We start from the raw sequence: 14,036 nt of genomic DNA on the forward strand, positions 1-14,036 counted from the left end.
AGCGGGCGTTCACAGGAACGGGCGGGAACGGTGCTCCCGTCAGAGAGCGCTTGCCCTCGGCGCTGGTTATCGCCGCTGACTGTCGTCGGTGTGCCGCTAGCGGGTGGCGGTGGGGTGGGCCGCGGCCGGAGCCGGGAAGCCGGCCGGGTCGTCCGTCGCTCTGGCCGGCCCGGCGTTCGCCGCGATGATGAGCGCGGCGACGGCGGCGACGGCGGCGGCGACGCTGCGGAAGTAACGTGCGGTGGGGCGTGCGGATGTGCGTCCGAGCACGGCGACCTCGCAACGACAGGGGCGGGTTAAGCACGTTTAACTCGCGGTTTAACCTAGAGGTAGTCAGAGCTCAACGGCAAGAGGCACAGGGGGAGTTGGGGGGAGTGGCACCATGCAGGAAAGGGACGACCCGGAGACCATAGGGCGGCGCGTGCAGCAGCTGCGCACCGAACGGGGGCTGACCCAGCGGCAGCTGGCCGAACCGGCCTACACACCCGCCTACATCTCCACGCTGGAGGCGGGCCGGGTACGGGCCTCGGACGAGGCGCTGCGGCACATCGCCGGGCGGCTCGGGGTCGGCTTCGAGGAGCTGGCCAGCGGACGCCCCGCCCATCTCGCCACCGACCTCAGGCTGCGGCTCACCGAGGCCCAGCGCACCCTGGCCACGGGCGCGGCCGAGGAGGCCGCCGCCCAGTACGCCGCCCTGTTCGAGGAGGCGGAGGCACACGGGCTGGCGGTCGAGCAGGCCACCGCGCTGCTGGGGATGGGCGAATGCGCACTGGACACCGGCGAGTTGGGGCAGGCCAGGGAGTTCTTCGAGCGGGCCGAGCTGTGGACGGCCGACGAACCGCTGCCGGTGCGCGTCCCGGCGATCCGCGGCCGGGCGGTCTCGCACTACCTGGCCGGTGAGCTTCGTTATGCCGTCTACCTCCTTGAGACCACCCTCGACGAACTGAACCGGAGCGGTCTGCACGACCCGGACGCTCTCCTGCTCCTCTACGCCTCCGCCATCGGCCCGTACATGGACATGGGCGCCCACGCCCGCGCCGCCCAGGCCGCCGAACTCGCACTCGCCCTCGCCCCGCACGCCGGCGACCCCGCCCTGATCGCCCGGATGCACCGCTCCGTCGCCCGCACCCTGCTCGCCGAGGGCCGGGTCGCCGAGGCCGACGCCTCCCTCGCCAAGGCCGCCGAGCTCTACCGCCAGCTCCAGCTCCGCACCGAACTCGCCAACTGCCACTGGATGCGCGGCTACGTCTATGCCCAGAACGGCGAACTGGAGCGCGCGGAGAGCGAGTTGCGGGACGCCCTCGCGATGCTCTCGGAGACCCGGGCCGCCCTGTACCGCAGCCAGGCCGCCGTCGAACTCGCCGACGTACTGCACCGCCGGGGCAAGTCCGACGAGGCCGCCGCACTCCTCCACGACGTGCTCGGCGACTTCAACTCCGAGCGCGGCGCGGTCCATTCGGCCGCCGCCCACCGGCTGCTCGGCATCATCGCCGAGGACGCCCGGGACACCGAGGCGGCCGAGGAGCACTACGTCCGGGCGCTCAGCCTGCTGGAACGGGCGGGCGCGGCGGGCGACCTCGCCGACCTGTGCCGGCTCCTCGGCGACCTGCTGCGCCGCACCGGCCGGGTGGAGGCGGCCCTGGACGCGTACCGCACGGGCCTCGGCCACCGTACGGCCCCGGGCACCACGACCCTCGGACCCGCCCCGGCCCAGCCGCCACTGTGACCGGCCGCCGCTACCCCTGCCCCTGGCCGGAGTGGCGGATCAGGCCGGTGCGTTTGACGGTCGCCAGCAGCGGGGTGGTGTCGATGGCGGTGATGCCCTCCAGCGGACCGACGGTGCCGGTGAGGAAGGTGTAGAGGGCGTCGAGGTCCGCCGCCGCGACGGCCACGACCAGGTTGGCGGGGCCGGTGGTGGCCGCGCAGAACCGGACGTGCGGGTGGGTGCTGAGGGTCGCCGCGGTCTCCTGGAGCGCCCCGGGCCGTACCGCGATCCACAGCAGCGCCTCGGTGCGCGCGCCGAGCAGCGCGAGGTCCAGCTCGGTGGCCGGCCGCAGCACCAGCCCCGCCATGAGCGCGTCGAGCCGGCGGCGGGCGGTGAGCGCGGTGGTGCCGGCCCGGCGGGCCAGGTCCGTGTAGGTGGCCCGGCCGTCCTCGGTCAGCGCCGCGATCAGCGCGGAGTCGATGTCCTGGGGCACCGGCGGGTCCGGCGGTGCCCCAGGGGCGGCCGGGTCCGGGGCCAGTCCGGCCAGTTCGGCGGGGGTGAGCAGACCGGCGGTCCAGCGGAACGCGGTGGGGAAGACCCGTAGCAGGGTGTGGGCGGTCCAGGTGCCGACGGCCTCGGTCGCGGGCAGGTCGCGCAGCAGCAGGGTGTTGCGGGCCTCGGTCCCGTCCAGGAAGAAGACGGTGGAGATCTCGTCGCCGCCGCCGAGGATGTCCACCCAGACCGTGTCCGGGCGCCGGGCCAGCGCCTGTGCGACCTGCCGGATCCGGTGGGGCCGGCAGCGGATCCGCAGCACCACCGGGACCAGCCGCGGGAAGCGCGCAGGGTTCCGTACGACGGTCGCGCGCAGGGTGCCGTCGGCGTACAGCAGCGCCACCCGGCGGACGACGGTCCGCTCGGACAGCCCCAGCACCCGCGCCACCTCGCGCCAGGAGGCCCGCGGGGCGGCGACCAGCGCGGCCGCGATCCGCCGGTCGGTCTCGTCCAGCACGTGTCGCATGATCCGCATGATAGGCCGCATCGGTGGCGTACTTTCTGCGTGAAGGTGCTCGGTATGGCAGTGAACCGGCGACCCGCCCCTAGAACGGTCTCCTCAGCCGAACGCTTCCAGCCGAGGGAGAAGACGATGACCGACCACGGAGCCGACCTGCTGATCCGCGCCGACGTGGTGCACACCCTGGTGCCCGGCCAGGCCCCGCAGCGGGCGCTGGCGGTGCGCGGCGACCGGATCATGGCCGTGTCCGCCGACCCGCACGGCCTCGACCACCTGGTGACGGAGCGGACCGAGGTCCACGACCTGCCCGGCGCCACCGTGCTGCCCGCCTTCGACGACACCCACACCCACCTGGTCTTCGCCGCGCTCGGCGCCCAGGACGTCCCCGTCCACCGGGCCCGGACCATCCCCGAGTTCCTCGACCTGATCCGGCAGCGGGCCGCGGTCACCCCCGAGGGCGAGTGGATCCGCACCACCACCAACTGGCAGGAGCTCAACCTCGCCGAGCGCCGCATGCCCACCGCCGCCGAACTCGACACGGCCACCGACCGGCACCCCGTCCTGGTCAAGCGCGGCGGCCACAACGACGTCGTCAACCACTACGCGCTGCGCCTCGCCGGCCTCACCGAGGACACCCCCGTACCGCCCGGCGGCACCATCGGCCGCGGCGCCGACGGCAGGCTGGACGGCCGGCTGATCGACAACGCCCTGCACCTGGTCGAGCACCTGGTCCCGGCCCCCGACCGGGCCCGGCGCATCGAGGGACTGCGGCTGGCCTCCCGCGACTACGCCGCCACCGGCATCGGCACCGTCCGGGACTGCGCGGTCACCCCCGAGGACCACGCCGTCCTGCGGGCCGCCCGGGACGCGGGCGCCCTGCACACCCGGGTCCGGACGCTGATCTCGGCCCTCGGCCTGACCGGCGCCGCCCAGGTGGAGGACCTCCTCGACGTCATGGAGGAGTGGCGCGACACCTCCGACCCGTGGCTGTCGGTGTGGGGCGTGAAGTTCGGCCTCGACGGCGGCCTGGAGGCCGGCGCCACCGAGCAGCCGTACGCCTGTGACCACTCCTTCTCCGGGATGCTGGTCTGGGAGCCGGACGCGCTGGTCGAGGCGGTCGAGGCGGTGGTCCGGCGCGGCTGGCGGGTCGGCACCCACGCCTACGGCGACCGCGCGGTCCGCACCCTCCTCGACGTCTACGCACGCGTCCTCGCCCGCAACCCCGGCCTGCCCGCCGGCACCCTGGTCATGGAGCACGGCGGCCTCGCCGGCCCCGAGCAGCGCGCCCGCGCCGTCGCCCTCGGCATCCCCGTCACCATCCAGCAGCCGCTGCTGCACGACACCGCCGAGGTCGAGGAGGTCTTCTGGGGCCCCGAGCGCGTCGCCCGCCTCTTCCCGGCCCGCGGCTGGATCGACCTCGGCGCCCGGGTCAGCGCGGGCTCCGACTTCCCGGTCGGCCAGTTCGGCGCGATGCGCTCGGTGTGGGGCATGACGACCCGCCAGACCGTCATCGGCGTCAAGGGCCCCGAGCACGCGATCAGTTACGACGAGGCGGTGGCCCTGCACACCACCCAGGCGGCCCGCCTCACCGGCGAGTCCCACCTCCGCGGCACCCTGACCCCGGGCCGCTGGGCGGACTTCACGGTCTGGGACCGCGACCCGGCGAACGCCTCCGGCGAGGAACTGCGTGACCTGATGCCGACCCACACGGTGATCGGCGGCTCTGTCGTGACCCCGTGAGCGGACGCGCCCCGTCAGGGGCGCTGGGGGCACCCCCGGCCGAAGGCTGGGGGAGGAACTGCGCGCTCAACCCCCACCGGACCCGCACCCGACACACAGCAGTCTCTCTGCAAACCAACAGCCCCTCTCACTACCGTCCCCCACGTGCAGAACCACCGGACCACCGCCGACGGCCTGCGTCTTCTGACGCGGGCCGTCGTCCACGTGGTCCTCGGCGGCACCGCCCTCCTCGCGACAGCGACCGTCGTCTCCTTCCTGGGCCCGACGCTCGCCCTCGACCTCTACACCCCACCGGTGGCCGCCTGGTGGACCGTGTTCACGGCGGTCGCCGTGCAGGGCGTCCCCTTCCTCCTCCTCGGCACCGTCGTCTCCGCGGCGATCGGCGCCTTCGTCCCGGAACGCGTCTTCGCCCGCCTCCTCCCCCGCAACCAGGCCCTCGCCGTCCCGCTGGCGGGGGCCGCCGGCGTCGTACTGCCGGGCTGCGAGTGCGCGTCCGTCCCCGTGGCCGGCAGCCTGATGCGGCGCGGGGTGGCCCCGGCCGCGGCCCTCGCCTTCCTCCTCTCCGCCCCCGCGATCAACCCGGTCGTGCTGGTCGCGACCTCGATCGCCTTCCCCGGCCGGCCGATGATGGTGCTGGCCCGGCTGCTCGCCTCCCTCGCCGCCGCGGTGGTGATGGGCTGGCTGTGGGCACGGTTCGGCCGCGACGAGTGGCTCCGCCCGCCCCGCGCCGAGCACGGCCCCCGGACCTCCGGCCCCCGCGCCTTCCTCACCGGCCTCCAGCACGACTTCCTGCACGCCGGCGGCTTCCTCGTGCTGGGCGCGGCGGCCGCGGCGACCTTCAACATCGCCGTACCCAGATCGGTCCTCGACGTCTTCACCGGCTCCGCCTGGACGGCCGTCCCCCTGCTCGCCCTGCTCGCCGTCGTGCTGTGCGTGTGCAGCGAGGCCGACGCCTTCGTGGCCGCCTCGCTCAGCGCCTTCCCGGCGACGGCGCGGCTGGCGTTCATGGTGGTGGGCCCGATGGTCGACCTGAAGCTGATCGCCCTCCAGGCGGGCACCTTCGGCCGGGGCTTCGCGCTCCGCTTCTCCTCGGCGACCTGGCTGGTGGCCCTGTCCTCGTCCGTCCTGGTGGGCTGGTGGCTGCTGTGAGGCGGTACGGCGGCCCGGTCCTGCTCTGCCTCGTCGGCGCGGCGGCCCTGCGGATCACGCTCTTCGGTGACCTGTACCTCCGCTACGTCCAGGCCGCCCTGCGCCCGTACCTGATCGCGTCCGGCATCGCCCTGATCCTGCTCGGCGTCACGACGGCGGTGCTGCGGACCCGTACGCACACGGACCCCGAGGACGACGAGAACGCCCCGGAAGAACCGGAAGAACCGGAAGAACCGGAAGAGCAGGCCCACGGTCACCACCACGGCCCGGCCGGCCCCCGGATCGCCTGGCTGCTCACCCTCCCGGCCCTCGCCCTGCTCCTCTTCCCTCCCCCGGCCCTCGGCTCCTACAGCGCGGGGCGCGAGGCGGCGCAGCGGGCCGCGCAGGGCGTCGGGACCTTCCCGGCGCTGCCGGCCGGGAACCCGGTGGAGCTGACGCTGGCCGCGTTCAGCTCGCGGGCGATCTACGACAGCGGGCGCTCGCTGACGGGTCGTACGGTCCGGATGACGGGCTTCGTCACGCACGGCGCGGACGACGGCACCTGGTACCTCACCCGGCTGATGGTCACCTGCTGCGCCGCCGACGCCACCACCAGCAAGGTCGAGATCAGGGGCGAGGACGCGCCGTCCACGGACACCTGGGTCACGGTGACCGGCACCTGGCACCCGAAGGGGAGGCTCGGCTCGGACGCGGCCTGGCCGCCGGTGCTGGACGCGGGCTCGCTGAAGACCGTACGGCAGCCGTCGGACCCGTACGAGACGCGGTGAACTAGGCCTGCGCCCGGCCCTGTTCGCGTACCTGGGCGAGGCGCTGGACGCCGATGCCGAGGGCCTGCTCGGTGGTGTCGTCCGGGAGGGTGCCGAGGGCGCCGGCGGTCAGGACGATCGCGTCGTCGCCGACCCGGACGACGGCGACGTCGACGGTGAGGGTGGTGGGATCGGCGTTCGGCGAGGCCTGCGCGGTGACGGTGACCCGCAGCCCCTGGCGGGCGTCGCCGACCTGGGGCAGTCCGGCGTCGGCGACCCGGACGGCCGTGGTGCCGGCCCCGGTCGTCTGCGCGGCGAACTGCCCGCAGACACCGGGCAGGGTCCGCAGCCAGGCCAGGGTCCGGTCCACGTCGGCGGCGTGGCTGGCGTCGACCTGGTAGCGGAGCTGGGCCTCGTCGTCGCCGTCGTCGAGGACGGCGACGGCCTGCGGGCCGGCCGGGGCGCCGAGGAGTTCGTCGGTGTACAGGGATTCGAGCAGGCGCTGGCACTCGGGCTGTCCGGTGGCCGCCTTGAGCAGGCCGTCCCGCCAGGTGGCCGTGCCGTCGGTGGCCGTCCACGGCACCCCCAGATCGGCCTCGCCGATCAGCGCGGCCTGCGCCTGCTCGACGGTGAGCACCGGGGTGCCGGTCGCGGCCGCGGGGCCGGTCGGTGCGGGCCGCTCGGCAGCGGTCGCGTTCGGGGCCGGGGCGGAGCCGGGAGCGTCCGCCTCCGGCGGCCCGGCGGCCGTACACGCGGAGACGGCCGCGAGGAGACCGGCGACGACCAGACCGGAGGCGGTGACTCTCATGACGGGGCCTCCCCGGGAGCAGGTGAGCAGCGGAACGCGTGCTCTCACGCCCCCACGCCATCACCACCCGGCCCCACCGACCACCGCTCCGGTCCGTCCGGGTGAGTCCCCCGGGTCGCGGGTTCACTCGGACCGGCGACCGGCGAGATCACCGTCACCGCCAAGTCCCCCGCCGGGTCGTCAGGTCAGGGCCGCTGCCGCTCTGCGGAGTTCTTCGAGGGAGTGGCGGGCGAGGGTGGGGAAGGGCCGGTCGTTCGTCGGGGTGATCCAGTGGGTGAAGGCGGTGGCGAAGGCGCGGACGGCCAGGTCGGCGGCGAGGGTGGCGGTGGGGTCGGGGATGCCGCGGCGGTGGAGGGCGTCGGTGGCGGTGGCCGCGAGGTTGAGTTCCTTGAAGGCGAGGCGTTCCCGCAGTTCGGGGTGACCGGCGATGACCGCGCTGAGGCGGGGGGCGAAGGCGCGTTGCTCGGGGGTGAAGGAGGCGGTCAGGGCGTCCAGGCCCGCGGCGACCGCCTCCAGCGGGGTCGCGGACGCGGGGGCGCCCTCGATGCCCTCCGTGAGGAGGCGGCCGTGCTCCTGCTGGCCCGTGAACAGCACCTCGCGCTTGTCGGGGAAGTGCCGGAAGAAGGTCGTCTTCGTCAGCCCGGCCCGCTCGGCGATCTGGGCGACGGTGGTGCTGTCGTATCCCTGCTCGCCGAACAGGTCGATCGCGGCTTGTACGAGGCGCAGTCGCGCGTTCGGTTCCCATCGGGCCATGAGGACACTCTAGGTGATGTGACTCGGTACCGTCACGGTGCTACGGTGACGGTACCGAGTCACATCACTTTCTTCTCGCTCTCGGGAGAGTCGTCATGCGTGTTTTCGTCACCGGCGCGGGCGGTCATATCGCCTCCGCCGTCGTTCCCGAACTGCTGCGGGCCGGGCACGAGGTCGTCGGCCTCGCCCGGTCGGAGAACTCCGCCGCGGTGGTCAAGGGGTGGGGCGCCGAGGTGCGTCGCGGGGACCTGAACGATCTGGACGGGTTGCGGGCGGCCGCCGGCGACGCCGACGCCGTCGTCCATCTCGCCTTCGACCACACGGCCATGGCCGCCGGGGACATGGCCGGTGCCGCGGCCACCGACCTGGCCGTGGTGCGGGCCTTCGGGGAGGTGCTCGCCGGGACCGGCAAGGCCCTCATGGGGATCGGCATGGGGCACGGAGACGGCAACGAGCACCTCGGCAAGGCGTACGCGGCCAATCCGCGGATTGCCACGGGGCGCCTGCTCGGCGAACTCGCCGGACAGGGTGTGCGGACCGTGCTCGTGGGGATCCCGCCGGTCGTGCACAGCACTCGGGACCGGAGCGGGTTCCTGCCGACGCTGATCCGGATCGCGCGGGCCAAGGGGGCCTCCGGCCATGTCGGGGAGGGTACGAACCGGTGGTCCGCCGTGCACACGCTGGACCTCGCCCGGCTGTACCGGCTGGCGCTGGAGAAGGCGCCGGCGGGCGCGGAGCTGCACGCGGCGGCCGAGGAGGGGGTCGAGGTACGGGCGATCGCCGAGGTGATCGGGCGGCGGCTGGACGTGCCGGTGGAACGGATCCCGGACGAACGGGTCGCGGAGCACTTCGGGTTCTTCGGGGCGTTCATGACCCTGGACGTGCCGGTGCGCAGCGGGCGGACGCGGGAGCTGCTCGGGTGGGAGCCGGCGGAGGCCGGGCTGCTGGCCGACCTGGAGGAGGGCCACTACTTCGCGGACCAGTGATCGGGGATCGGGGGGGCGGAGGGTGGGGGCGGGGATCCGTGATCGGCGGGCGGGGAACTGGGGGCGGCTGCGGGTTCGCGGTGGCCGGTCGCGTCCGCGCCGTGGTGGCCGGTCGCGTCCGCGCCGCGGTGGCCGCATATTGGTACGGCCCCGCGCCCCTTTAGGTTGGCTGCCTTGCCGCCTGTCGCGAAGGAGCCCCCATGTCCGGTCAGCCCGTCCCCGTGATCATCGACTGTGACACCGGTGTCGACGACGCCCTCGCCCTGCTGCTCGCCGTGCGCCACCCGGGGCTGGAACTGCGGGCGGTGACCTGTGTCGCCGGGAACACCGACGTGGACGGGGTGGTGCGCAACACCCTGACCGTGCTGGAGCGGGCGGGGGCCGGGGACGTTCCCGTCGCGCGCGGGGCCGAGCGGCCGCTCCTGGAGGCGGCGCGGTCGGCCCGGCATGTGCACGGGGCGGACGGGATGGGGGACCTCGGGCTGCCCGCGCCCACCCGGCGCCCCGCCGACATCGACGCCGTCGGCCTGCTGCGGCGCGAGATCCTCGCCTCGCCCCGCCCGGTCACCCTCGTCCCGACCGCGCCGCTCACCAACATCGCCCTGCTGCTGCGCACCCACCCGGAGGTGACGCGCAACATCGAGCGGATCGTGTTCATGGGCGGCGCGGTCGCCACCGGGAACGCCACCCCGGTCGCCGAGTTCAACGTCTGGCACGACCCCGAGGCCGCCGCGATACTCCTCACCGCCGGGGTGCCGATCACCATGTACGGCCTGGACGTCTTCCAGCGGGTCGTGGTGCCGGGCGCGGAGGTACGACGGCTGCGCGCCAGCACGGAACCGGGCGCCCGGCTCGCCGGTGAGCTGCTCGCCCACCGGCCCGCCGCCCCCGACCCGGACGCTCCGGAGAGCGACGACGCGGCCGGCGGCCTCGGGGACGCGGGCGCGGTGTGCGCCGTCGCCGATCCGGAAGGTCTCACCACCCGCCGCCTGCCGGTGGAGGTCTCGCTGGCCCCGGGGCCGACCCGGGGCCAGACGATCGTCGACCGGCGGCCCCGCCCCGGCGAGGCCGAGATCCACGGCGGCGCACGTGAACAGGCCATGGTGGACGTGGCGTTGGACGTGGACGTGGAGCGGTACGTGAAGCTGTACCTGGAGACCGTCGGGGGAGTGCGGGGGTAGGAGAGAAGCCGGTTGGCGGGCCGGGCCCACTGCTTCCTACGCGTGTGCCCCAGCCGTCATGGACGGCTGGGGCACACGCGTGAGCGCATCGCATCCAACAGGGACTAGGCGCGGGTCGCCTTACGGCGTCGCGTCGCGACGACGATCGCGCCGCCGCCGACCAGCAGCACGGCCGCGCCGCCGGCGAGGTAGCCGGTGCTGGAGCTGGCGCCGGTGTGGGCGAGGTCGCCGCCGCCGCCCGAGTTGGTGCTCGGGGCCGCCGCCGGGCCGGTCGTCGAGTCGGACGGGGAGGGGGTGGCGCCGGCCGTCCCGGTCTCCGAGGACTCGGAGGGCGCCGGGGTCGTGGTGTCCGAGGCCGGCGGGGTCGACGACTCGGCCGGGGTCGACTCGGAGGCGGAGGCCGACGGGGACGGGGACGGCGAGGACGACTCGCTCGTCGAGCAGTCCTTCGTGCCGCCGTTCCAGGAGGCGATCAGCTTGTCCTTGATCACCGCGTGGTCCGGGCCGGCCGGCAGGTCACCGTGCTCGAAACCGTCGTTGGCGTCCTTGTCGCCGTCGAACTTCGTCGCGCCCCGGTAGAGGTCGATCTGCCCGAAGCAGCCGGCGTCCGGCACCGCGATGTCGAGGGAGTCGGTCTGGCCCTGCTTGACCGTCACCGAGTCGAAGTCGACGAAGACCTGCTGCCCCGAGGTGGCGAAGGTGGGGCCGTGGGCGATGTAGGAGGCGAGCGAGGCGGTGCAGCTCGTGGCGTCACCGGCGGCGCGGACCTTGAGGTGGACCTTGCCGTCGTCGGTGACCTTGAGGTTCTGGTCGTCGACCTTCACCGAGTCGTAGAAGTTCGAGCCGTCGATCGAGAACTGGCACTTGTCGGTGCCGGTCTCCGTGCCGGCTCCGGTGCCGGGGCTGTAGTGGCCGCCGGACTTCCAGCCGTCACCGCCGGGCGTGCCGTGCGCCCAGGCGCCGGACGCCCCGGCGACGGAGACGGCACACAGGGCGAACGACGCGACGCCCGTCCCCAGCAGGCGGCGCGCGGTGACATGTCTGGCTATGGACATGGATATCCCATCGTGAAGGCTCGCGGAATGCGAAGAAACACTGGGCCCATTGGTCACATGCGCCACAGCGTGCGCCCATGGTCGTCGGGCGCGCCGAACCCTGTCAACCTGCGGTGAAGCAAGGAGTGTTGGGGGCTCATCACAACTCCCTCACACAGGGAACGATCCCCTCCGGGCGGTGTGAAGGTTCCCTTTCGCGGCATTGTGGACAGGCTTCTGGTTGCTGTTTCTCCGTCCGAAGGGAACGCGCGTGGTCGACCTCTCCTCCAGGAACCCCGACTGGTGGCGTCAGGCCGTGATCTACCAGGTGTATCCGCGCAGCTTCGCCGACGCGGACGGCGACGGGCTCGGCGATCTCAGGGGCGTCACCGAGCGGCTTGCCCATCTGGGCGCGCTCGGGGTGGACGCCCTGTGGCTCAGCCCGTTCTACCCGTCCGAACTGGCCGACGGCGGCTACGACGTCGCCGACCACCGGGACGTCGACCCGCGGCTCGGCACCCTGGACGACTTCGACGCGATGGTCGCGGAGGCGCACCGGCTGGGCCTGAAGGTGATCGTCGACATCGTCCCGAACCACACCTCGCATCTGCATCCCTGGTTCCGGGAGGCCCTGCTCGCGGGCCCCGGCTCGGCGGCCCGGGAGCGCTACGTCTTCCGGCCGGGGCGCGGCGAGCACGGTGAACTGCCGCCCTCCGACTGGCAGTCGGTGTTCGGCGGCAGCGCCTGGCGGAGGGTTCCGGACGGCGAGTGGTACCTGCATCTCTTCGCCCCCGAGCAGCCCGACCTGAACTGGGCGCACGAGGAGGTCCGCGCCGACTTCCGCACCACCCTGCGCTTCTGGTCCGACCGGGGCGTGGACGGCTTCCGGGTCGACGTGGCCCACGCCCTGGTGAAGGACCTCGCCGCACCGCTGCGGGACGTGGCGGAGTTCGGCGCCACCGGCGAGGAGGCGCTGGAGCGCGTCCCGCCCGGCACCCACCCCTACTGGGACCGGGACGAGGTGCACGAGATCTACCGGGACTGGCGCACGATCTTCGACGCCTACAGCCCGCCCCGCACGGCCGTCGCCGAGGCCTGGGTGCCGGACGCCCGCCGCGCCCTGTACGCGCGCCCGGACGAACTGGGCCAGGCCTTCAACTTCGAGTATCTGCAGACTCCTTGGGACGCGCGCGCCCTGCGTGAGGTCATCACCGGCTCCCTCGCCACCGCCCGCGCGGCCGGCGCGTCCGCCACCTGGGTGCTCTCCAACCACGACGTCGTGCGGCACGCCTCCCGGCTGGTGCTGCCGCCGGGCACCGACGAGAACGCCTGGCTTCTGTCCGGCGGACGGGTGCCGCGGACCGATGCCGCCCAGGGGCTGCGGCGCGCCCGCGCGGCCACGCTGCTGATGCTGGCGCTGCCCGGTTCGTCGTACGTCTACCAGGGTGAGGAACTCGGCCTGCCCGAGGCCGCCGACCTGCCCGCGCCGGTTCTCCGGGACCCGATCTGGGAGCAGACGGGCCACCTCCGCAAGGGCCGCGACGGCTGCCGGGTGCCGCTGCCGTGGACGGCGGCCGGTCCGTCGTACGGCTTCGGGTCCGGCGGTGCCTGGCTGCCGCAGCCGGAGTGGTTCGCGTCGTACGCGGTGGAGGCGCAGGCCGGCAAGGAGGGCTCCACGCTGGAGCTCTACCGCGGCGCGCTGCGGCTGCGCCGCAAGCTGCTCGACGGCGAGACGCTGACCTGGGGCGAGGCGCCCGAGGGGGTGCTGCACTTCGCCCGGTCGGAGGGCTGGCGGTGCGTCACGAACGTGTCGCACGCGCCGGTGCCGCTGCCGCCGGGCGAAGTACTGCTGGCGAGCGTGCCGTTGCCGCTGGACGGCACGCTCCCGCCCGACACCACGGTGTGGCTGGGCGCCTGAATCAGGCGGTGGGGCTGGGCGCCGGGGTCGCCCCGGTCCCGGCCCCGGTGCCGACATTCGCACCGCTGCCGTTGAAGCCGCTCTCGCCGGGCAGGGCCGGCGGGCTGGTCGTGCTGTTGACCGGCGGGGTGAGGACCACCTGCGGCTGGCCCGCGGCCGGGGGCGGCGGGGTCAGATCGGTGGCGGGCAGCTTCGGCGGGGTCGTCTCCTGGAAGAGCACCGACGGGAAGTCGACCAGGCCGGTCTGCTCCATCACCGTGATGTGGTCGAGGACCGTGGCGTTGGCCTGGTCGGCCAGGATCCGGACCAGGGTGTTCCGGGTGGTCGAGCGGATCTTCGCGATCGTGTTGAAGATCGAACCGTGCGTCACCCGCAGGATGTTGGCGAAGTCCGTGTCGAACTTCTTGCCGGAGTCCGCGCTCAGGGTGTTGACGAACCCCTGCTGCTGCGGCGAGGGCAGGTCGGGGATGGTGATGTTGAGCATCGGCGCGATCTTGCGGCAGCTGGCGTCCAGCGCCGCGTGGCCGTCGATCAGGTGCTTGCTCGCGGTGATGACCGCCTGGGACTGGCCCTTCTTCAGACCGAGCTGCCCCACGGGGTACTCCCAGAGCCCGGCTGCCCGTACCTTCACCACGAAGTCCCGGTCGCCCTCGGTCAGTGGGCCCCATTGGGTGTTGGCGATGATCCGGGTGGTGTCGCTGGACACGGTGTTCAGGCCCAGCATGCTCGGGTAGGCGAGTGCGACGAGGGTCATGCTCAGGGCGCCACCTACGAAGAGCGTTCCCGTCGCGTTCCGCGAAAAGCGCACTGGTGCCTCCTGCCGGTCGGGGGTCCCGCGCAGGGGCGGGGGGTCGGACGCCGATGAATACGGATGGGGATGCCACGGGAAACCTTTTGGTTTGGCAAAGAACTTGTGAGGCTCCGCTCTGCCGGAGGCGCCTTCCTGCCATGACTTGGCCAGGGGACGGTGATGGTTTCCCCTGGTAGGAGTGGTCATGACAAAG

General features: G+C 73.6%; 13 protein-coding genes. 7 read left to right on the forward strand and 6 right to left on the reverse strand.

What is annotated here, in order from left to right; translation table 11 throughout:
• Positions 1 to 96: 96 nt before the first annotated feature.
• On the reverse strand, positions 97 to 270 hold the full coding sequence (locus ACIPSJ_RS17760; RefSeq protein WP_359211260.1) for a hypothetical protein: 174 nt from the start codon (positions 268 to 270) through the stop codon (positions 97 to 99).
• Positions 271 to 382: 112 nt separating this feature from the next.
• Here ACIPSJ_RS17760 and ACIPSJ_RS17765 point away from each other — a divergent pair, with 112 nt between their 5' ends.
• Positions 383 to 1,726: a tetratricopeptide repeat protein gene (locus ACIPSJ_RS17765; RefSeq protein WP_401346695.1), complete on the forward strand. Its 1,344-nt coding sequence runs from the start codon at positions 383 to 385 to the stop codon at positions 1,724 to 1,726.
• Positions 1,727 to 1,736: 10 nt separating this feature from the next.
• On the opposite strand, the gene ACIPSJ_RS17770 is transcribed toward ACIPSJ_RS17765, so the two are convergent.
• On the reverse strand, positions 1,737 to 2,723 hold the full coding sequence (locus ACIPSJ_RS17770; protein ID WP_401346697.1) for an Lrp/AsnC family transcriptional regulator: 987 nt from the start codon (positions 2,721 to 2,723) through the stop codon (positions 1,737 to 1,739).
• A gap of 126 nt (positions 2,724 to 2,849) precedes the next feature.
• Here ACIPSJ_RS17770 and ACIPSJ_RS17775 point away from each other — a divergent pair, with 126 nt between their 5' ends.
• The 3 genes from ACIPSJ_RS17775 to ACIPSJ_RS17785 all read left to right on the forward strand — a co-directional run bounded on the left by ACIPSJ_RS17775 (position 2,850) and on the right by ACIPSJ_RS17785 (position 6,373).
• Entirely contained in the window at positions 2,850 to 4,457 is a 1,608-nt protein-coding gene (locus tag ACIPSJ_RS17775; RefSeq protein WP_401346698.1) for an amidohydrolase, read from the forward strand.
• 144 nt (positions 4,458 to 4,601) lie between these two features.
• Entirely contained in the window at positions 4,602 to 5,606 is a 1,005-nt protein-coding gene (locus tag ACIPSJ_RS17780; protein ID WP_359211249.1) for a permease, read from the forward strand.
• The gene (locus ACIPSJ_RS17785; protein WP_401347429.1) at positions 5,603 to 6,373 is read left to right on the forward strand and encodes a TIGR03943 family putative permease subunit; all 771 of its coding nucleotides are present in this window, start codon (positions 5,603 to 5,605) and stop codon (positions 6,371 to 6,373) included. The genes ACIPSJ_RS17780 and ACIPSJ_RS17785 overlap by 4 nt, the downstream gene beginning before the upstream one ends.
• Before the next feature lies 1 nt (position 6,374).
• On the opposite strand, the gene ACIPSJ_RS17790 is transcribed toward ACIPSJ_RS17785, so the two are convergent.
• The gene (locus ACIPSJ_RS17790) at positions 6,375 to 7,160 is read right to left on the reverse strand and encodes a hypothetical protein (protein WP_359211246.1); all 786 of its coding nucleotides are present in this window, start codon (positions 7,158 to 7,160) and stop codon (positions 6,375 to 6,377) included.
• Positions 7,161 to 7,340: 180 nt separating this feature from the next.
• Entirely contained in the window at positions 7,341 to 7,913 is a 573-nt protein-coding gene (locus ACIPSJ_RS17795; protein ID WP_401346700.1) for a TetR/AcrR family transcriptional regulator, read from the reverse strand.
• A gap of 95 nt (positions 7,914 to 8,008) precedes the next feature.
• Here ACIPSJ_RS17795 and ACIPSJ_RS17800 point away from each other — a divergent pair, with 95 nt between their 5' ends.
• Complete coding sequence (locus ACIPSJ_RS17800) at positions 8,009 to 8,899, forward strand: SDR family oxidoreductase (protein WP_401346702.1); 891 nt, start codon at positions 8,009 to 8,011, stop codon at positions 8,897 to 8,899.
• A 200-nt stretch (positions 8,900 to 9,099) separates the two neighbouring features.
• The gene (locus ACIPSJ_RS17805) at positions 9,100 to 10,080 is read left to right on the forward strand and encodes a nucleoside hydrolase (protein ID WP_359211237.1); all 981 of its coding nucleotides are present in this window, start codon (positions 9,100 to 9,102) and stop codon (positions 10,078 to 10,080) included.
• Between the two features lie 104 nt (positions 10,081 to 10,184).
• Here the strand turns inward: ACIPSJ_RS17805 and ACIPSJ_RS17810 are convergent, their stop codons facing one another.
• Positions 10,185 to 11,135 (reverse strand): LAETG motif-containing sortase-dependent surface protein, encoded by a 951-nt coding sequence (locus ACIPSJ_RS17810; RefSeq protein WP_401346703.1) that lies wholly within the window; start codon positions 11,133 to 11,135, stop codon positions 10,185 to 10,187.
• A 250-nt stretch (positions 11,136 to 11,385) separates the two neighbouring features.
• Between ACIPSJ_RS17810 and ACIPSJ_RS17815 the strand changes: the two genes are divergently transcribed.
• Positions 11,386 to 13,032 (forward strand): glycoside hydrolase family 13 protein, encoded by a 1,647-nt coding sequence (locus ACIPSJ_RS17815; protein ID WP_401346705.1) that lies wholly within the window; start codon positions 11,386 to 11,388, stop codon positions 13,030 to 13,032.
• A 1-nt stretch (position 13,033) separates the two neighbouring features.
• On the opposite strand, the gene ACIPSJ_RS17820 is transcribed toward ACIPSJ_RS17815, so the two are convergent.
• Entirely contained in the window at positions 13,034 to 13,786 is a 753-nt protein-coding gene (locus ACIPSJ_RS17820) for a DUF4142 domain-containing protein (protein ID WP_359211227.1), read from the reverse strand.
• Positions 13,787 to 14,036: the final 250 nt, after the last annotated feature.

Origin of the sequence: Streptomyces sp. NPDC090088, from assembly GCF_044747345.1 — a bacterium.
Lineage (GTDB): Bacteria > Actinomycetota > Actinomycetes > Streptomycetales > Streptomycetaceae > Streptomyces.